The 19,994-nt window shown below is 37.9% G+C and carries 20 protein-coding genes, 1 tRNA gene and 1 riboswitch; of the genes, 13 read left to right on the top strand and 8 right to left on the bottom strand.

Annotated elements, in window-relative coordinates; all coding sequences use genetic code 11:
- The first annotated feature begins 97 nt into the window (after positions 1-97).
- The 3 genes from HU137_RS04875 (at position 98) to rsmI (ending at position 2,968) form a co-directional block, all read left to right on the top strand.
- A complete protein-coding gene (locus tag HU137_RS04875; protein WP_182042667.1) occupies positions 98-1,210 on the top strand; it encodes a C1 family peptidase in 1,113 nt (370 codons plus the stop codon).
- Between the two features lie 72 nt (positions 1,211-1,282).
- Entirely contained in the window at positions 1,283-2,287 is a 1,005-nt protein-coding gene (gene nadA, locus HU137_RS04870) for a quinolinate synthase NadA (RefSeq protein ID WP_182043320.1), read from the top strand.
- A gap of 3 nt (positions 2,288-2,290) precedes the next feature.
- The gene (gene rsmI, locus HU137_RS04865) at positions 2,291-2,968 is read left to right on the top strand and encodes a 16S rRNA (cytidine(1402)-2'-O)-methyltransferase (protein ID WP_182042666.1); all 678 of its coding nucleotides are present in this window, start codon (positions 2,291-2,293) and stop codon (positions 2,966-2,968) included.
- Here rsmI and recJ read toward each other — a convergent pair.
- Genes recJ through HU137_RS04850 form a run of 3 tightly spaced genes read right to left on the bottom strand, consistent with a single transcriptional unit; the run spans position 2,958 to position 6,114 of the window.
- Complete coding sequence (gene recJ, locus HU137_RS04860; protein WP_182042665.1) at positions 2,958-4,661, bottom strand: single-stranded-DNA-specific exonuclease RecJ; 1,704 nt, start codon at positions 4,659-4,661, stop codon at positions 2,958-2,960. The genes rsmI and recJ overlap by 11 nt on opposite strands.
- Positions 4,662-4,697: 36 nt before the next feature.
- Positions 4,698-5,444: a uroporphyrinogen-III synthase gene (locus HU137_RS04855; protein ID WP_182042664.1), complete on the bottom strand. Its 747-nt coding sequence runs from the start codon at positions 5,442-5,444 to the stop codon at positions 4,698-4,700.
- A 13-nt stretch (positions 5,445-5,457) separates the two neighbouring features.
- Positions 5,458-6,114, bottom strand: coding sequence for a DUF4271 domain-containing protein (locus HU137_RS04850; RefSeq protein WP_182042663.1), 657 nt, complete (start codon positions 6,112-6,114; stop codon positions 5,458-5,460).
- A gap of 65 nt (positions 6,115-6,179) precedes the next feature.
- Between HU137_RS04850 and HU137_RS04845 the strand changes: the two genes are divergently transcribed.
- On the top strand, positions 6,180-6,899 hold the full coding sequence (locus HU137_RS04845; RefSeq protein WP_182042662.1) for a polyprenol monophosphomannose synthase: 720 nt from the start codon (positions 6,180-6,182) through the stop codon (positions 6,897-6,899).
- Positions 6,896-7,273, top strand: a complete 378-nt coding sequence (locus HU137_RS04840) for a DUF4296 domain-containing protein (RefSeq protein WP_182042661.1) — start codon at positions 6,896-6,898, stop codon at positions 7,271-7,273. The genes HU137_RS04845 and HU137_RS04840 overlap by 4 nt, the downstream gene beginning before the upstream one ends.
- A gap of 6 nt (positions 7,274-7,279) precedes the next feature.
- On the opposite strand, the gene HU137_RS04835 is transcribed toward HU137_RS04840, so the two are convergent.
- A complete protein-coding gene (locus tag HU137_RS04835) occupies positions 7,280-8,032 on the bottom strand; it encodes an alpha/beta fold hydrolase (RefSeq protein WP_182042660.1) in 753 nt (250 codons plus the stop codon).
- Between the two features lie 48 nt (positions 8,033-8,080).
- On the opposite strand from HU137_RS04835, the gene HU137_RS04830 reads away from it, so the two are divergent.
- The 3 genes from HU137_RS04830 to HU137_RS04820 all read left to right on the top strand — a co-directional run bounded on the left by HU137_RS04830 (position 8,081) and on the right by HU137_RS04820 (position 12,127).
- Positions 8,081-8,641, top strand: coding sequence for a hypothetical protein (locus HU137_RS04830; RefSeq protein WP_182042659.1), 561 nt, complete (start codon positions 8,081-8,083; stop codon positions 8,639-8,641).
- Positions 8,642-8,746: 105 nt separating this feature from the next.
- Positions 8,747-10,060 (top strand): M16 family metallopeptidase, encoded by a 1,314-nt coding sequence (locus HU137_RS04825; protein ID WP_182042658.1) that lies wholly within the window; start codon positions 8,747-8,749, stop codon positions 10,058-10,060.
- A gap of 24 nt (positions 10,061-10,084) precedes the next feature.
- Complete coding sequence (locus tag HU137_RS04820; RefSeq protein WP_182042657.1) at positions 10,085-12,127, top strand: insulinase family protein; 2,043 nt, start codon at positions 10,085-10,087, stop codon at positions 12,125-12,127.
- 77 nt (positions 12,128-12,204) lie between these two features.
- Here the strand turns inward: HU137_RS04820 and HU137_RS04815 are convergent, their stop codons facing one another.
- Entirely contained in the window at positions 12,205-12,834 is a 630-nt protein-coding gene (locus tag HU137_RS04815) for an NAD(P)H-dependent oxidoreductase (RefSeq protein WP_182042656.1), read from the bottom strand.
- Between the two features lie 128 nt (positions 12,835-12,962).
- On the opposite strand from HU137_RS04815, the gene HU137_RS04810 reads away from it, so the two are divergent.
- The gene (locus HU137_RS04810; RefSeq protein ID WP_182042655.1) at positions 12,963-13,319 is read left to right on the top strand and encodes a winged helix-turn-helix transcriptional regulator; all 357 of its coding nucleotides are present in this window, start codon (positions 12,963-12,965) and stop codon (positions 13,317-13,319) included.
- A 421-nt stretch (positions 13,320-13,740) separates the two neighbouring features.
- Here HU137_RS04810 and HU137_RS04805 read toward each other — a convergent pair.
- Positions 13,741-13,815 (bottom strand) — tRNA-Val (locus HU137_RS04805).
- A 112-nt stretch (positions 13,816-13,927) separates the two neighbouring features.
- On the opposite strand from HU137_RS04805, the gene trmB reads away from it, so the two are divergent.
- The gene (gene trmB / locus HU137_RS04800) at positions 13,928-14,605 is read left to right on the top strand and encodes a tRNA (guanosine(46)-N7)-methyltransferase TrmB (RefSeq protein ID WP_182042654.1); all 678 of its coding nucleotides are present in this window, start codon (positions 13,928-13,930) and stop codon (positions 14,603-14,605) included.
- 5 nt (positions 14,606-14,610) lie between these two features.
- On the top strand, positions 14,611-16,053 hold the full coding sequence (locus HU137_RS04795; protein ID WP_182042653.1) for a M20/M25/M40 family metallo-hydrolase: 1,443 nt from the start codon (positions 14,611-14,613) through the stop codon (positions 16,051-16,053).
- Between the two features lie 71 nt (positions 16,054-16,124).
- On the opposite strand, the gene HU137_RS04790 is transcribed toward HU137_RS04795, so the two are convergent.
- Both HU137_RS04790 and HU137_RS04785 read right to left on the bottom strand, forming a co-directional pair.
- Entirely contained in the window at positions 16,125-16,403 is a 279-nt protein-coding gene (locus tag HU137_RS04790; protein ID WP_182042652.1) for a TM2 domain-containing protein, read from the bottom strand.
- Positions 16,404-16,421: 18 nt separating this feature from the next.
- Positions 16,422-16,745, bottom strand: coding sequence for a DUF4870 domain-containing protein (locus tag HU137_RS04785; protein WP_182042651.1), 324 nt, complete (start codon positions 16,743-16,745; stop codon positions 16,422-16,424).
- A gap of 96 nt (positions 16,746-16,841) precedes the next feature.
- Positions 16,842-17,017, top strand: a riboswitch (cobalamin riboswitch).
- A gap of 32 nt (positions 17,018-17,049) precedes the next feature.
- Here HU137_RS04785 and HU137_RS04780 point away from each other — a divergent pair.
- Positions 17,050-18,897 (top strand): TonB-dependent receptor plug domain-containing protein, encoded by a 1,848-nt coding sequence (locus tag HU137_RS04780; protein ID WP_182042650.1) that lies wholly within the window; start codon positions 17,050-17,052, stop codon positions 18,895-18,897.
- A 3-nt stretch (positions 18,898-18,900) separates the two neighbouring features.
- On the top strand, positions 18,901-19,971 hold the full coding sequence (locus HU137_RS04775) for a YncE family protein (protein WP_182042649.1): 1,071 nt from the start codon (positions 18,901-18,903) through the stop codon (positions 19,969-19,971).
- Positions 19,972-19,994: the final 23 nt, after the last annotated feature.

The raw sequence follows: 19,994 nt of genomic DNA, 5'->3' as shown, positions 1-19,994 counted from the left end.
AATTGAAATGAATCTTCACATGATTTTTCCACAAGTTTAGATTTTGACGTCATCCCATCAGAAATGCTTATTTTCGTGGTTTAAAATTCATTCTAAGATGAAAAAAATATTTCTTATAACCATTTTAATCAGTGCGATTTCCTTTGCACAAGATTCAGAATATCAATTCACAAAACTCATTGACCTGACTCCAACCCCGGTCATCAACCAAGGAAAAACAGGAACTTGCTGGAGTTTTTCTACCGTTTCTTTTCTGGAATCGGAAGTAAAAAGAATCACCGGAAAAGACATCGATCTCTCTGAAATGTATGCGGTGCGCATGACTTATCCTGAAAAAGCCTATAATTATGTTTACCGACAAGGAAAGGCGCAATTCAGTGAAGGTGGACTCAGTCATGATGTGATGAATGCGATCGCCAAACATGGAATCGAGCCGCTAGAAGTTTATCTGGGCATGACGCCGGGGAAAGAATCGTTTGATCATTCAGAATTGGAGAAAAATTTGACTGCGCAATTGGAAAAAATTGTCAAAGACCCGAAAAATAATTTGAAAGCAGGTTGGATGAATGATGTGCAAAGTACTTTGGATCAATACATGGGAAAAGCGCCGGAGAAATTTAATTTCGAAGGAAAAGAATACACTCCAAAATCGTTTGCAGATGAATTGAAAATCAACGCAAAAGACTATGTCACCCTTACTTCTTTTACGCACCATCCTGCTTACTCCAAATTCATTTTGGAAATTCCGGACAACTTCTCCAACGGAAGCTATTATAATTTGCCTTTGGACGAATATACGCAGGTTTTAAATGATGCATTGCACAACGGATTTACAGTCGCTTTGGATGCAGATGTAAGCGAAAAAACCTTTTCAGGTCAGGCCGGAATGGCAATTTGGCCAAGTGAAAGAAATGAAAAAGATTATTTTAAAGTTTTGCTTCCGGAAGCCTCTGTGAACGCTGAAATCCGTCAAACCGCTTTTGAGGATTATTCGACCACAGATGATCATTTGATGCACATTACCGGCATGGTCACAGACCAAATCGGGAATCAATATTATGACGTGAAGAATTCTTGGGGAACAAAAGATTTGGGAAATGGCGGTCATATTTATATGTCAATTCCGTATTTTAAAATGAAATCCATCGCATATACCGTTCACAAAGATGCATTGCCAAAGGAATTGAAGAAAAAATTAGGGATCAATTGATGTCAAATCATTTAGACAGAATCCAGTAATTTCGGAATGAAAATTGAACTAAACCGCAAACAAATCTATAACATGGAAATCTTAGAAAAAGCAACGCAAACGCTTCCTATCAAAGGATATTTGGACATGGAAATCCCAAAAGGAATCAATTTGGTGGAAGAAATCAATAAAATGCGCAAAGAAAAAAACGCCATCATTTTGGCGCATTATTACCAAACCGGCGACATTCAGGACATTTCGGATTTTCTCGGTGACAGTTTGCAATTGGCTCGCGCCGCAGCTGATACTGATGCCGATATGATTGTTTTCTGTGGTGTGCATTTTATGGCGGAAGCCGCAAAAATCCTCAATCCTACCAAAAAAGTGGTTTTACCGGATTTATTGGCGGGTTGTTCGCTTGCTGATTCTTGTACAGGTGAAGGATTGCGAGCATTAAGAAATCAACATCCGGGCTCTATCGTCGTGAGTTATATCAATTGTGATGCGGGCGTGAAAGCTGAAAGCGATATCATCGTAACTTCTTCCAATGCAGAACACATCATCAATTCTTTGCCTCCGGAACAAAAAATCATTTTTGCTCCCGATAAAAATTTGGGGCGTTATTTGAATCAAGTGACCGGACGAAATATGATTCTTTGGGACGGAGCTTGTATGGTGCACGAAGCCTTTTCACTGGAAAGAATTGCCCAACAAATGGCCGAAAATCCAAATGCGAAATTAATTGCGCATCCGGAATCGGAAGAACCTGTTTTGCAGGTTGCGGATTTCATCGGTTCGACTTCACGATTATTGGATTATGTTCAAAATGATGAAGCCCAAGAGTTTATCATAGCAACGGAAGAGGGTATCATCCACGAAATGAAAAAATTGGCTCCGAACAAAAAGCTGATTCCGGCATTGACACAAGATGAAAGTTGCAATTGCAGCGAATGTTTTTATATGAAACGCAATACAATGGAGAAACTCTATCTCTGCATGAAGTACGAATTACCGGAAATCCAAATCGAAGAAGCATTGCGCGTAAAAGCATTGAAATCAATTAATAAAATGTTGGAATTGTCGGAGAAAATTAAATAATTGATGCAAGGCAAACTCTATTTGGTTCCAACTCCCATTGGGAATTTAGGCGATATGACTTTTAGAGCAATCGAAACGTTGAAAGCTTCAGATTTGATTTTGGCTGAAGACACGCGCAACAGCGGAATTTTACTAAAACACTTCGAAATTTCCACACCGATGAGAAGTTACCATGCGCACAATGAACATCAAGTCACGGAAGAAATCATCCAACAAATCAAATCGGGAAAAACCATTTCATTGATTACAGATGCCGGTTCTCCGGGCATTTCAGATCCAGGCTATTTGTTAGTCAGAGAGGCGGTAGAAAATGGAATTGAAATCCTTGCTTTGCCCGGCGCAACGGCTTTTGTTCCGGCTTTAACGGTTTCGGGTTTGATTTCAAATGAATTTATTTTTGTGGGATTTCTGCCGGTAAAAAAAGGAAGACAAACCAAACTCAACGAATTAAAATCGGAAAAAAGAACGATGATTTTCTATGAATCGCCGCATAAAATCACACGTACTTTGAAAGATTTGGCTGAAACATTTGGCGCAGAAAGAAAAGCAAGTTTATCAAGAGAAATCACCAAAAAATTCGAAGAAACGATCCGCGGCACATTGGTAGAGTTACATAAAATCTCAGAAACAAGAAATCTAAAAGGCGAAATGGTTTTGGTGGTGGAAGGATTTAATCCTTAAACCGCACATCGCGTAAATTCAGCTGCAAATACGTATTTCCTTTCCAGTGGTTTTCATCGATCGAATACACCGCATCAAACCGTCTGTATTGAAAATCTTTGGAGAATTCGCCCATCCCAAATGCAACTGCCGGCAATTTCACAGCAGAATTTTCATCCCAAAGCGACAACCTCAAATGCTCTTTATTTTTTCCCATTTCTTTGACCTCTCCTCCTATTAAATTTTTCGTTAAGAAAATAGGTGTCATATTTTCGGGCCCGAAAGGTTCCATTTGGTTCAGGACTTTTATAAAATAAGGCGTCACTTCAGAGAATTGGATTTCAGCATCGATTTCTATAGAAGGCTTTCGTTGTATAGGACGAATTTTTTCTTTGACCAATTCTTCAAATTTCTCTTTAAACGCTTCCAAATTTTCAATCGGCATGGTCAATCCGGCGGCAAATCGATGGCCACCGTATTTGGTCAATAATTCGGAGCAATTATCGATGATTTCGTAAATGTCAAAATCCTTTACGGACCGAGCAGAACCTGTGATTTCATTTTCGTTTCCTTGGGTCAAAACCAAAGTTGGTCTGTAAAAAGTATCGATCAATCGGGACGCCACAATGCCCAAAACGCCTTTGTGCCAATTTGGATCATAGACCACCGTAGAAAAACGATCTTCCTCTCCTTTTTTTCGGATCATTTGGATGGCTTCCACCGTAACATTTCCATCGGTTTCCTTGCGCTGTGTATTTAGATCATTTATTTGTGAAGCAAATGTTGCGATTTTTTCTTTGTCCTCCGAAATCAACAATTCAACAGATTGAGACGCGTGTTCTAGTCTTCCTGTTGCGTTAATTTTGGGCGCGATAGAAAAAACGATATTGGAAATGGTCAATTTATCTTTTTGGGCTTCACCTATCAAACTTTCGAGTCCGGGTCTGGGTGAACTTTGTAATTTTTTTAATCCATAATAGGCCAAAATTCTATTTTCTCCTGAAATGGGTACGATATCCGCCGCAATACTCACGACCGCTAAATCCAAATAATCAAAGGCTTTTTCCGGATCTTCATCCAATTCATGAAGCAAAGCTTGGATGAGCTTAAACCCTACACCACAACCACTTAATTCTTTAAATGGATATTCACAATCAGATCTTTTTGGATCCAAAACAGCAATCGCTTCGGGCAATTTATCTCCCGGTAAATGATGGTCGCAAATGATAAAGTCGATTTGTTTTTCATTGGCGTATTGGATCTTATCAATGGCTTTAATACCACAATCTAGTGCAATGATCAAAGAAAAATCGTTGTCTTCAGCAAAATCGATCCCTTGAAAAGAAATGCCATATCCTTCTGAATAGCGATCCGGGATATAATAAGAAACATTTGGATATCGGTGAATTAAAAAATCATACATCAAAGCAACCGCAGTCGTTCCGTCGACATCATAATCACCATAAACTAATATATTTTCCTGATTTTCAAAAGCTTGCGCTATCCTCTTTACGGCATTATCCATGTCCTTCATCAAAAAAGGATCATGTAATTCTGTGAGATCTGGGCGGAAAAAGTTTTTGGCAGAATCAAAAGAATCGATTCCTCTTTGCGCCAAAATTTTAGCAATTGGATGTGGAAGTTTTACTTCTTCCATCAAAACTTGCGTAATTTGGTCAGCGGGATTGGGCTTTATGACCCATTGATTTTTCATTTCCGGTAGGCTATTATTGCCCTACTAAGTTACCAATTATTTTTTATTGGCTTCTTTCAAATATTTCTCCAATGCCATGGTCATGGACGGTGATTCCGGCGTTGGAACTTCGATATCTATGCGTAAACCCATTTCTTTTGCAGCCTGCACAGTCGTTTTCCCAAAAACAGCAATCCGGGTATTGTCTTGTTTGAATTGAGGAAAGTTCTCAAATAAAGATTTGATTCCGGAAGGTGTAAAGAAAACCAAAATGTCATATTTCACATCTTCTAAATCAGACAAATCACTGGAAACAGTTCGACAAAGAATCCCTCTTTCCCAATTGATTCCTGTTTGATTCAAAAACTCAGGAACGTCCGGTTTCAAGATATCTGAAGATGGCAATAAGAACTTTTCATCTTTGTTCTTTTTGATAAAAGGTGCCAAATCTTGAATTTCTTTCTCTCCTATATAGGTTTTTCTTTTACGGTAAACGATGTATTTCTGCAGATAAAATGCAATCGCCTCAGACTGACAAAAATACTTCATGTCATCCGGCACTTGAAAACGCATTTCTTCTGCCAAACGAAAATAATGATCGATCACATTTCGGCTGGTAAAAATTACTGCAGTATAATTTGAAAAATCAATCTTTTGTTGACGTACATCTTTTGCGTCAACTCCTTCAACTTGAATAAAAGAACGAAAGTCTATTTTGATTTTATTTCGCTTGCTTAAATCGAAGTAAGGGGAAGAATCATTTACAGGTTGAGGTTGAGATACGAGGATAGATCTTACTTTCATTTTGTTGTTTTGGTTACCACACATTTAGATACTTTAACAAGACCAATAAGGGTAATATTTCCAGTGCGCAAAGATACAAAATATTATAATACCAAATTTTAGTTTGTTTATCGGGCTGATTATTGAACAGATAGCGATAAGTTAAGAACCTGATGATCGCCAATCCCACAATGGTTGCAACTAAAATAATTGGCTTCAAAATTTCTGAAAAATATAAAAGCAAAACGGCCAACCAAAGAAGTCCTACAGAAAAAACCCGAAAATAATTGGTCGCTTTCATGTTAAAATTCCTATCCTGCGTAATCCCAAATGCATAGGCTGCAGTCGAACCTAAAACAAATCGAATCCCAAAAAAAAGCAAGATGAAAAATGCTATAGTAACCAATTTTATAGTTGGGGTATTTAAAACAAAGTCATAATCCGCCCCAACATAATCAATCAATATCGCACCACTTAAAACCGCAAAGGAAATTTGGAAAACAAGCCCAAATAATGCTTGATTGTCATTTATTTCCTGAAACCGATCTATGTTGGTCAGTGCTTCATAATTATTAGAAAATAATACCCGACCTATTGCGATAAAAACAAGTGTCAATACCAAAATACCGATGACCCAGTCCAGGTTTTCTATCGGTCGTTCCAGAAAAAATGCAGATGCCAAGATTTTCATAATCTTTGCAAAAATACAAAAGCAGTCCATAGATATAAACTATATTAGCGCCATATTTCGCATCCATGTCGGAAAATTTGGTCATCATCCCTACTTATAATGAAATAGAAAACATAGAAGCTGTTTTGCGACAGGTATCCGCTTTGCCGATTTCTTTTGATATTTTGGTGGTAGATGATAGTTCGCCAGACGGCACTGCTGAAGTTGTAAAAAAAATTCAAGCCGAAATTCCAACCGTATTTTTAGAGATCAGACAAGCAAAAGATGGTTTGGGAAAAGCTTATACACATGGATTTAAATGGGCTTTGGAACATGATTACCAATTCATTTTTGAAATGGATGCCGATTTATCTCATAACCCAAAAGATTTACCCAAACTTCTGGAAGCACTTCAAAACGGCGCTGATTTGGCCATCGGATCTCGTTATTCGCATGGCGTAAATGTTGTCAACTGGCCCATGAGCCGCGTCCTGCTTTCTTTTATCGCTTCCAAATATGCAAGATTTGTGACAGGATTACCGGTTCATGATGCAACAGCAGGTTTCGTAGGATACAAAAGAATTGTTTTAGAAACTTTGGATTTGAATCAAATCAAATTCAAAGGTTATGGATTCCAAATCGAAATGAAATACAAAGCTTGGCGCAAGAAATTTAATTTGATAGAAGTGCCGATTGTCTTTGTCAACCGAATCGCCGGCGAATCCAAAATCAACTCAAACATTTTGGGAGAAGCCGTTTTTGGGATATTAATGTTGAGAATTAGAAGTATATTTGGTCGTTTATGAAAAATTTTTTCGCCATAATTTTGATTTTAAGCGCTTTATTCAGTTGCACGAGCAATGTGGAAAAACCAAAGAATTTATTGGATGAAGATAAAATGACAGCAATTTTGGTCGATTTATACTTCCATCAACAAGGCACTTATCTTACCGAAATCAACCAGAAAAAATCCAATTTCTCCCAAGTCAGTGCTCAGATTTTATACAACCACCACACCCCGGCAGAAGATTTCCGAGAGAGTTATCGCTATTATTATCTTCATCCTGAAAAATACAATGAAATCCTACTTGGAGTCAGGGATCGATTAGAAGAAAAACTACCGGAAAAAGAACGAGATAAAAGGATGGAAGATAGGAAAAAAGAAGAAAATAAAAATTGAATTAATTTAATTTAAAAATTCTCTGATAAATTCGAGCGTTTCTTTTGGCGCTTCTAAATGTGCCATATGCGCCGTTTCTAATTCTAAAACCGAGATGTTTTCCTTTTCCGGAATTTTATTTTTTAAAGCTTCAGGATCAACCGATTTATCATATTTCCCGATAAGGATTCCTATTTTCCCTTTGAATTCATTCAATAAAAAACTACGATCAGGACGCAACCTCATTCCTTTTAATGCCGCTGTAACTCCACCAATTGAAGTTTCTCTCGCTAGTGATTTTGTGAACTCCATTTCTTTTTTTAATTGTTCCAAATTTTTTTCTGCAAATAAAGTCGGAATGCTCATTTTGATCAAAGTATCCAGATTCCTTCCTGCCGTTTCAACCGCTTTTAACCTTTGTTCTTTTTTCTCAGGCGAATCTGCCAGTGTAGAAGAATTCAACAATAAAAAAGAGGAAATTTCTTCCGGAAACAAATCAGCATAAGCCAAAATCACATAACCGCCCATGGAATGACCTATAAAAACCGGATTTTTAATCTCCAATTTTTTTAAGGTTTCATGAACCGCTTCCGCCATCAATTCCATGCTATGAACTTCTGTCAAATTTTTTGACTTTCCATGACCGGGCAAATCCAATAAAATGACTTGATGCGAATCGGACAATTCTTCAGCGATGATATTCCACATTTTCAGATTTTCCAAATATCCGTGCAGCAAAACAACCGGACTTCCTTTTCCTTTGATTTCGTGGTGTAACATTTCTTTTAAATTAAGAGAATCCTTGTAAATTTACAGAAAGTTTTGGGTATGCGTTTTACTTATATTGGGCTGGTTTCTTTTCTCCTCGTTATTTCTTGTAAAAATTTAGAGCCCGATACGCCAATTGTTTCTCCAAAAGAATTTGATAAAAAGGCTTATGCAATAGATTTGAAAAAACAACGAGAAGATTTAAAGAAGAATTCTCCTCAAACCCAAAAAGAAAAATCAATTCCTCAACCAGATTCTGCACAAAAGGCTTCGCCTAAAAAATTGGTTTTTAAAGAAAAAACAGACACAGTTCATATGAAAATCGTTTATGGAAAAGCCAAAATGGACACCGCAAAACTTCCGTTACAAAAAATGGTTTTTGTTTTTAATTCTGATACGGCCAATAAACTCAAGCTGAAAATCACACCTTCCGACAGCTCTGCCAACTTAAGAATTGCACAAATCATTGATTCTGAAGGGAACTCAACTGGACCTTTTGAAAAAAAAATAGAAATTCCAATCATAAAAAAAGGAATGCAAAAGGTTATACTTTCAGAAAACCCTACTCAGAAAAATCCATGGGGAGGAACTTTTCAATTTGAAGTCCAATTAGGTTGGTAAAACCTAATTGATTTCCTGACTTTTTACAGCTTTTTGAATTATTTCATGTCCATTTCGTAACGAATTGATAAATTACCGCACAAATAATGGACAAAAATAAATTCTATGAAAAAAATTGGACTTGCGTTCGCATTTTTGGGTATATTAGGATCAACGACTATGGCTCAAAAAATCGAATTTGAAGAATATGATCTTCCCAATGGTTTGCATGTGATATTGCACCAAGATCATTCCGCTCCTGTCGTGGTTACCTCTGTGATGTACCATGTCGGAGCAAAAGATGAACAACCTGACAGAACTGGTTTCGCACACTTTTTTGAACACCTATTATTTGAAGGAACTGAAAATATAGATAGAGGCGAATGGTTCAAAATCGTTTCATCAAACGGTGGTAAAAACAACGCCAACACCAGTGATGACCGCACTTATTATTATGAAGTATTTCCTTCCAATAATTTGGAATTGGGTCTCTGGATGGAATCTGAAAGATTGATGCATCCTGTGATCAACCAAATCGGTGTGGATACGCAAAATGAAGTGGTAAAAGAAGAAAAAAGATTGCGAGTAGACAACCAACCTTATGGAAATTTGTTGAAAGCAGTAAAAAAACATATGTTTAAAAACCATCCTTACCGTTGGACAACCATCGGTGAAATGGAACATTTAGATGCAGCAAAATTGGATGAGTTTCAAGCCTTTTTCAAAAAATTCTATGTAACGACAAACGCTGTTCTGGTAGTTGCGGGAGATTTCCAAACGGAACAAGCCAAAAAATGGATTGCAGATTATTTCGGAGCGATTCCAAAACAAGAAGCGCCTGCTAAAAAACAATTTGAGGAAGCGCCAATTACACAAGAAATCCATGCCAATTGGGAAGATCCAAACGTCCAATTGCCGATGATGGTTACGGCTTACAGAACGCCTTCCATGAAAACAAAGGAGGCAAGAGCTTTGGACATGATTTCTACATTGTTGAGTGATGGAAAAAGTTCGAGATTGTACAAAAGATTGGTTGATACAGAGAAAAAAGCATTGGATGTAGGTGCTTTTAATTTCAGCCAAGAAGATTATGGAACTTATTTCATCTATGCATTGCCAGTAGGAGAAACGCCACTGACAGACTTATCTGATGCTTTTGCTGACGAAATTAAAAAGTTACAAACGGAATTGATTTCGGAGAGAGAATATGAAAAGTTATTGAATAAATTTGAAAACCAATTTGTGAATTCTAATTCAAATGTTGAAGGAGTTGCCCATAGTTTGGCTACTTATTATTTGTTGTACAAAGATGTGAATTTGGTCAACAATGAATTGGATCTTTACCGTTCCATCACGCGAGAAGAAATCAGAGATGTAGCAAAAAAGTATTTGAATCCGAACCAAAGGTTGGTTTTAGAATACGGTCCAGAAAAAAATTAATCGGCAAAATCAAGCATTAGAAAAATGAAAAAATTAGTATACATATTCGTTATGGTAATCTTATCAGCCGGAACACAGGCACAGGTCGACAGGTCTCAGCCAAAACCGGGACCGTCACCAAAGGTAAATGTAGGGAAACCCCAGTCTTTCGAACTTAAAAACGGTTTGAAAGTAATGGTGGTAGAAAACCACAAACTACCTCGCGTCTCCATGACGTTGAGCATAGACAATCCTCCGTTTGTAGAGGGAAACAAAAAAGGAATCGATGATTTAACCGGATCTTTGATCGGGAATGGAACGAGTAAAATTTCAAAAGACGCCTTTCAGGAAGAAGTAGATTTCATGGGAGCGAGATTGAATTTTCATTCATCAGGAGCTAGCGCCAATACGCTTTCGCGCTATTTTCCAAGGGTTTTAGAGTTGATGGCAGAAGGTGCAATCGACCCAAATTTCTCACAAGATGATTTCGATAAAGAAGTTGCCCGATTCGTAGATGGATTGAAATCAGAAGAAAAGAGCGTTGCTTCCAATGCTGCCAGAGTGGAAAATGTTTTGGTATTCGGTGCCAATCATCCGGCTGGAGAATTTACAACGGAAGAAAAATTAAAAGGTTTGACTTTGGCAGATGTAAAGTCACATTATAAAAATTATTTCGCTCCAAACAACGCTTATCTTATCGTGATGGGTGATGTGAAATTCAAAGACGTTAAAAAATTGGTTAAAAAATATTTTGCGGATTGGAAACCGGGAACGATTCCAACCACGAGCTTTCCCGATCCAAAAAATGTAGCCAAAACGGAAATCAATTTTGTCGATATGCCCAATGCTGTTCAATCTGAAGTTGCGCTACTAAGTTCTGTAAACTTAAAAATGACAGATCCTGATTATTTCGCAGTTTTACTTGCCAACCAAATTTTCGGAGGTGATTTTAACAGTTATTTGAACATGAATCTTCGTGAAGCACATGGCTGGACTTATGGTGCAAGATCAAGCATCAGAGGAAGCAAATATGTGGGAAAATTTAAAGCGGGAGCTCAAGTTAGAAATGAAGTTACGGACAGTGCCGTAGTAGAAACTATCAAAGAATTGAACCGAATCCGAACGGAAAAAGTTACGGCTGAAGCTTTGTCTACTGTTAAAGCAACATTCATCGGAAATTTTGTGATGGATGCAGAAAAACCGGAAGTAATCGCACGTCAGGCTTTGTTGACCAAAACCCAAAATTTGCCTGCCAATTTCTATCAGAATTACATTCAAAGCGTAAATGCCGTTACGATAGAAGATGTTCAAAAAGCAGCACAGAAATATTTCTCCAAAGACAATGCTAGAATTTTGGTCGTAGGAAAGGCTTCTGAAGTATTGCCTGCATTGGAAAAATTACCATACAAAATCAATTATTTTGACCGTTTTGGTGCACCGACTTCCAAACCGGAACAAAAACAAGTAGATGCCAATGTTACCGTAAAATCTGTTTTGGACAATTACATTTCCGCAATCGGTGGAGCGGATAAAGTGAAAGCTGTAAAAACGGTTTTGGCCAACTATGAAGGAGAGGTTCAGGGAATGAAATTGAATCTAAAAACGGCTTCTACAACTGAAGGTAAAACCATGAACGTGGTAACCGGAATGGGCATGGAACTTTCCAAAACCGTATTTGACGGAAAAACAGGATACCATGCACAACAAGGTCAAAAAAAGGACATGACCGCAGAAGAAATCGCTGACAATCAATATACTGCATTACCTTTCCCGGAATTGACTTTGGCAAATAAAGCCGGAATCAAATTAGGAGGAATTGAGAATTTCAACGGAAAAGAAGCTTACGTGGTAATCGACGGAAAGAAAAAATCCTTTTTTGATACAAAATCTGGGTTGATGTTGGGTACTTCAAACGAATTGGAAGCCCAAGGTCAAAAAATGGTTCAAACCGTAACTTATGGTAACTACAAAGAATTTGACGGAATTAAATTCCCGGAAGAATTTACCATGAACGTTGGTATGGACATGACCTTTAAAGTTATCGACATCAAATTCAACGAAGGTGTTTCTGATGCTGATTTTAAATAATTCGAAATCTTTACAATAATAAAATCCGGAACCTTTTCAGATTCCGGATTTTTTATTTAGTTGAAATATGACAAGCATTAAATTTCTGTTATAAATACTTCTTTAGGCGTCCTGTATTTTTTCAAATTGATCAACCAATCATTTGTCTCATCTCTATAACCCAAAGGCAGTATCACAACACTTTTCAAACCTTTTTCAGGCAATCCCAATAATTTATCCAAAGCCTCGCTGTCAAATCCTTCCATGGGTGTTGCATCCACTTTTTGCTCTGCCGCCGCTGCTATGGCCAATCCGAAAGAAATATAAGCTTGTTTTGCGGCATGTGTAGCATGCCATTCCGCACCAAGTGGTTCATACATCCCCCAAAGCCTGGTTTTATAATCGTCCATGGTTTCTTTTGGGATGCCTCTTTCTGTAGTGGTCTTATCAAAAACTTCAGATATATTTTGATGGGAATAACCATCCCATGCCGCCCAAACAAAAAGATGAGAACCATCCGTAATCTGGAATTGGTTGTTGGCAATCGATTGGATTTTTTCCAATAGTGCTTTATCGGTGATGACCAATAGTTGATAAGGCTGTAATCCTGATGAAGAAGGTGCCAATCTTGCCGCTTCCAAAATATAATCTACTTTATCTTGAGGAACGATTTCACCATTCATTTTTTTGGTTGCATATCGCCAATTTAAGTCTTCTAATAAACTCATTGTATATCTTTTTCAATTTAAAGCCACAAAGTTAAACATAAATAGTTTATTTTTGTAACCTACTAACTAAAAGTAATTGTTACAAAAAAGTAACCCAATTGATTATCAATTTATTAGATTTATAAAAGATGAAAATTAAATGTTCAAAATCCAATTTATTGGCCGTTCAAGATACGATGGACATCTTGAAAGGCCGATGGAAAATCTTCATCATCGCAGCACTATGTTATGATAAAATGCGGTTTTCAGATTTACAGAAAGAAATCGAAGGAATCTCTGCCAAAATGCTGAGCAGCGAGTTAAAAGATTTAGAAATCAACCAATTGGTTAACAGAACCGTCGTAAGCACCCAGCCCATCAGCGTGGAATATGAGTTGACCGAATACGGAAGAACCTTAAAAAAAGTAATCGAACAGCTGGCAGATTGGGGCATTCAGCACAGAAAAAGGATAATTGGGAAAGAATTGGAAAAAGCGGAGGTCTGATTCCACATCATTATCTTAGAGGTTATAGAACCATTTAAAACAAAAAAGCCTCCGATTTTCATCTGAGGTTTTCTTTGTGGGAGCAGAGGGATTAACGCCGTTGATCCCAAAATAAAAAGGATTATGCAACCCAAAACGCCTCAAGACTGCGTCATTGTCCTTTTTATTTCATTCAAACACAAAAACAAGTTTTTGCGTTTTCTAAAAATAAAAACGCCCCGCACGGATGTGCGAGGCGTTTTGGGTTGTGGGAGCAGAGGGATTAACTCCTTTGATCCCGTTAAGAGTTGAATTAAAACAAAATGCTTTAAAACCTTGTTTTTGAATCCTTTTTTATTTCCAAATTTTTACAAAAGTAAACCATTGACTAATTCGAAAATAAAAAATGCTTCACATGAAACATGTAAAGCATTTTGTTTTGTGGGAGCAGAGGGATTCGAACCCCCGACCCTCTGCTTGTAAGGCAGATGCTCTGAACCAACTGAGCTATGCTCCCTTCTTTTGAGGACTGCAAATATAAGTAGGTTTTTCATTTCTGCAAATATTTTTTTCAAATTTGGGTAAAATATTTTTAAGACCTAAATTCGCCGACTGATTTACAAAGGATTATGGGAAAAAATAAATTAAAAAGATTTTCTGAAAACAAAACATTTGAAAACGTATTCCAACCCACACGGGCAGAAATGGTTTCGGGATTTGAGCTGAAAGGAAATTGGAACAAAGAAGTCTTTCAAAATGAAAATCCAATCGTATTGGAACTGGGTTGTGGTAAGGGCGAATATACCGTTGCGCTCGCTGAAAAATTCCCCGATAAAAATTTCATCGGCATCGATATCAAAGGAGCTCGATTTTGGAGAGGCGCAAAAACCGCAATTGAATCCGGCATGAGAAATGCAGCATTTTTACGCACCCAAATCGAATTGATCGATTATGCCTTTGCAGAAAATGAAGTGAGCGAAATTTGGATTACTTTTCCAGATCCTCAGATCAAATTCAAAAGAACCAAACATCGTTTGACCCACCCTGAATTCTTAAAGAAATACCATCACGTATTGAACCCAAACGGTATCGTCCATCTGAAAACCGATAGTGAATTTCTCTATGGTTATACCCATGGTGTCATCCAGATAGAAAACCATGAAGTCCTGATCACTAACCATCATGTTTACAATCCGGACAACCATGAAATCCCAAAAGAAGTGACCTCGGTACAAACCTTTTACGAGAAAAAGTTCCTGGAGGAAAATAAAAATATTACGTACATTCGATTTCGATTAAATTATTGACACACATGAAAAAACAATTTTATTCCTTGATAATCTTATTGATTTCAAGTTCCATTTTTGCACAACATCAGGATTGGTTTTATGCCACCATGTTTGCAGAACATGCCCAAGCACTTAAAAATTCCAACCCTAATGGAATTGAAATATTGACCACCCAAGGCGATCAATCCGCTGTTTATATCCAAGAAGAAGTCGCACATCAATTGCATGGAAACATCGTCGTGCATGGCCCAGGTTTCATTTACAAAAAATCAGAAGCAGATGCCGTTTCTTTTATCCAAACTTCATTTGAACGAAATTATGATGTGATGGATTTTACCATTACGGAAGATGCCTTTGTAAACCAATGTTTGGATTTGGTAAATGCATCAAACATCGAAGAAACCATCTTGATGCTTCAGGATTTCGGGACGCGTTACCATGAAAGACCGGAAGCCGAACAAGCGATTTACGCCATCCGCGACAAATGGCAAGCCATGGCAACCGCAGCAGGTAGAACAGATGTGTCTTTTGAAGTCGTTGAACATTTTGGAACCCCGATGCCTTCACTGATCATGACCATAGAAGGCGCAACAGACCCTGACGAATACGTCATCATCGGTGGACATGCAGACTCTATCACTTGGTCAGAAAGCAATGCGCCCGGCGCAGATGACAACGCTTCCGGAATCGGGACCATCACAGAAGTCATCAGAGTATTGCTTGAAACCGGATACAAACCACAAAAAACCGTTCAATTCATGGCGTATGCAGCTGAAGAAATTGGATTGGTTGGTTCTGACGAAATCGCAGAAGATTATTACAACGATGGGAAAAATGTTGTGGCTTATGTCCAATTTGACATGACCAATTACCAAGGTTCAAACGCTGATATTTCAATCATCGAAGACAATTATACCAGTGGAGATTTGAATATTTTTTTAGTAGAATTGTTGGAACACTACAATTCTTCCGGCGCGCACCCTCTCACCTATTCTAATTCTTCTTGTAATTATGGTTGTTCTGACCACGCGAGTTGGGAAGCGAGAGGATATTTGGCTTCTTTTCCTTTTGAGTCTAATTTTGGCGAACATAACCCTCAAATCCACACCACCGGTGACGTATATTCCGTAAGTGGAAACTCCAATCATGCTGCCAAATTCACCAAATTAGGTTTGGAATTTATCATAGAAGTTGCCAAAAAAGAAAATCTTGCTACTTCTGAAGTAAACGCACCAACCGTTCAATTGGTTGTGAACAACGACGAATTAATCTATGAAATAGGAAACCTAAATGGTAAGATTCAATCCATGCAGATTATCGATAGTTCTGCACGTAAATTGATTTCCAAATCCAATTTGGAAACATCCGGCAAAATCAACATTAGTTCTTTACCTGCCGGTGTTTATGTCGTTTCATTTAAATCGGCCAACGGAAAAAATTTCGTGAAAAAATTCTTGCTGAAATAATCCAATCAACATTTAAGATTAAAAAAAAAGCAACTCTTTTCGGAGTTGCTTTTTTATGTGTTTCATTTGAATTAAAACCATTGTTTTTGGTTGACCACATAGGTTTCTTCAAATTCCTCATCTGATTTGGTCAGATAAATGATCCCTTCGATCAAACCGATGATTCCTCCAATTCCACAAGTCAAAACACCGATGATCAACTGAATGATTCCGGTTTGGGTGTAACCCAAATAAAATTTGTGAACGCCTAAACCACCCAATAAAATGCCTAAAATACCGGCAATCATTTTTTTATCGGAATTTCCACTGCTTTGTGGTTGTGGTTGAGGATTTTCTGAATGTACTTCCATTTTTATTGAATTAATTGTTTACACGCCTTTGAACCACTCCTGGAATTTGTCTCCTAGAACTGGTACCAATTTCTTTTCACCTTGGACGGCACCTATAAAACCTATGACCCACATGATGATAACAAGGACATAAAGCGCCCAACCCATCATTCCACCAAAATTTCCTAAAACAGCAGAAAGAATATAAACAATAATCCCTATTGCAAAAGAAAACACCGTAATCCCAAGTGATTGTCTTAAGTGAAAACTCGTATATTCGGTCTTTTCTTTTCGCGTAAGAAATGCGATTAAAAGACCAACCCATGTAAGATAACTTACAATTCCAGTCGTTTTTTCGTCCATAATTATAAAGATTTTAATGTTAACAAAATTAACATTATTTCGGAGTTGTGCAAGTTTTTAGTTTTAAACATTTCGTTAATAACCAATTATAAACTTTATATTTGCAGCCAAATCGGTGTCCGCCGCAGGCGGATGAAAAGGGAATCCGGTGAAATCCCGGAGCTGTCCCCGCAACTGTAAGCTCATAATCAATCTACAAACCACTGTGCGCCGTAGGCGTATGGGAAGGGAAAAGAGCAAGCCAGGAGACCTGCCGGTTGTAATGAAATGATGATTTGTTTTCGGAGGAAAAACAAAAGTTGTGATGAGAAAATTACTCCCTATTTTGTGCTTACTGACAGGTTTCCTTCAACTTCAAGCACAGCAAGATACCATCCAGTTGAGTGGAACTTCCATTTCAGCGCAACATGATTTGTCCCAAATCCAAACCCAATCTGAAATTTCGCTCAACGACTCTATCCTGAAAAAAAGTCAACCTTCCCTCACACAAATTCTCCTATTTAATTCGCCCATTTATTTCAAAGAATCAGGCGCCGGAATGGTCGCTTCTCCTTCATTCCGAGGAACGACTGCCTCGCAAACCCTTGTCCTCTGGAACGGCATCAACATCAATTCCCAAACCAACGGACAAACGGATTTTAACACCGTTTCCATAAACGGTTACGATCAAATCAACATCAAAGGCGGAGCCGGAAACGTTGCCGAAGTCAACAGTTCGGTTGGGGGAAGCGTGGAATTGATCAACGAATTGAAATTTAAAAATGATTTTTCAAACGAACTCTTTTTGCGTTACGGAAGTTTCAATACGATTAACGGTAGTTTCAAAAGCGAATTTTCTACCGAAAACCTGAGTTTCTATACCAATTATGCCCGATTTTCTTCTGAGAACGATTTTGAATTTCCGGAAGACGAATCCAGAAAAAATACCAATGGACAATTTTACAACAACAACATCAATCTCGGCGCAGCCTATAAAATCAATGCCAAAAACACTTTGAAGTTCTACGGAAATCTTTTTCAAGGAAGACGAAATCTCGCTGTTGTCACACCATATGCCACCAAATCCAAATATGAAAATTACAACGTCAGAAGTTTGCTGAATTGGGAAAGTCGGTTCGGGAAATTTGATTCCGATTTAAAATTAGCTTATTTGACTGAAGAATACCGGTATTTTCCTAATGTTTCAAAAGCAATTTTTGATTTAGGTGAAGTCAACACTTTGGTTGCCAAATATGATTTAAGGTATCGTTTTACTTCGAATTTTCAATTGCAATCCCATTTAGAATTCACCCGAAATGAAGGTTTCAGCGGAGAAGAAATGGAAAACGAAATACGGAATTTGGGTGCCATCAGTTTGTCTACCAAACATCAAGTTCTCCCGAAATTTTACTACGAAATCAGTTTGCGTCAAGAATTGAGCGAGATTTACGGAAATCCTTTGCTGTATTCGCTAGGAGGAAATTGGTCGGTAACGGATTTTTATACTCTGAAATTCAACGCTTCAAAAAATTTCCGCATCCCAACGTACAATGATTTATATTGGCCGGAAGTCGGAAACCCTGATTTGAACCCGGAAACTTCTTACCAAGCCGAAATCGGAAATGAATTTCAGAACCGAATCTTCAAATTTTCCATCACCGCATTTTACAATGCTGTCGATAATTTAATTCGCTGGATTCCAAATGCCAATCCGCTCGGCGGAATTCTTTGGCGACCGGAAAATGTAGAAGATGTCAAGATTTATGGAATCGAATCGATTTTATCGGCCAACAAAAAATTTGCTCAACATCAGATTTCGCTTGCTGCAACTTATGCTTATACGGTTTCGGAAGACCAGAAATTGAACAAACAATTGATTTATGTTCCCTATCATAAAGCCACGGCATCGTTGAGTTATGGATGGAAAGGTGTTTCGGTTTATTCGCAGTTTTTGTTCAACGGAAAAGTTTTTACCACGACCCAAAACGAACCGGAACACCGATTGGATCATTATTATGTCACCAATTTAGGACTGGATTATGATTTCGGAAAAGAAAATACCTACAAAATCGGATTTGAGGTTTTAAATCTGATGGATTATGAATATGAAAATGTGGAAGCCCGACCGATGCCCGGACGGAGTTTTCAGGTTTATTTGAATATAAAAATTTAGACTATGAAAAATTTGAAAAAAATAATTACAATCTCCTTTTTAGCATTTGTTATTTCCTGTAGCAGCGATGACAACGGTGAAAATCCAATCATAGAAGGCGATTTCCAAAACGGTGTAATCGTCTTAAATGAAGGCGGATATACGTATGCCAATGCTTCGGTTAGTTTCATTTCCAATTCGGGTGAAATTCAAAACCATATTTTCAGCGACGTGAATGGACGTAATTTGGGAGATGTGGCGCAAAACATCGGTTTTGATAACGATTTGGCGTACATCGTGGTAAACAATTCCAACGCGATTGAAGTTGTCAACCGTTATACGTTTGAAAGCGTTGCAACCATCGCAGGACAATTGCATAATCCGCGTTTCATCGAATTCCATAACGGAAAGGGTTATGTGAGCAATTGGGGCGACGGAACCGATACGGAAGATGATTTTATTGCGGTGATAGATTTGAATTCCAATACCCAGATTTCTACGATTTCAGTTCCGGAAGGTCCGGAAAAGTTGGTAGAAGAAAATGGAAAACTTTACATCGCGCATCAAGGTGGTTGGGGTTATGGAAACAGCATTTCGATTTTGGATTTGAACTCGAATTCTATCACAGGAAGCATTTCGGTTTCAGATGTTCCAACCGGATTGGTGGAAGAAGACGGATTTTTATTTGTGCTTTGTGCCGGAAAGGCAAGTTGGACGGGAGAAGAAACCACAGGTGCGATGTACAAAATCAATCTGCAAAATAACCAAATTGTAGATGAATTTGAATTTGCGCAAGGTGTTCATCCGACCTTTTTACAAATCGAAAACGACAAAGTTTATTATACCATCGGAAATGACATTTACAGAACCGAAACTTCCAATATCGAACCGTCCAACTCACCTTTTATTTCTACGTCAGATGATGGTTTGGAAATTCTATACGGATTCAATGTGGACGATAACTGGGTTTATGTGTGTGATGCGAAAGACTATCAGAGCAACGGTGCTTTGTTTGTTTATTCGTTGAGTGGAAATTTAGACGGCGAATATCCGATTGGAGGAATCATTCCAAACGGGGTTTATTTTAATGATTAACAAGTAATTACAATAAATTTATA

Origin of the sequence: Moheibacter lacus (assembly GCF_014042165.1) — a bacterium.
GTDB classification, from domain to species: Bacteria; Bacteroidota; Bacteroidia; order Flavobacteriales; family Weeksellaceae; genus Moheibacter; species Moheibacter lacus.
Note: the sequence above shows the minus strand (reverse complement) of the source record. Positions and strands in the feature narration are given on the sequence as shown.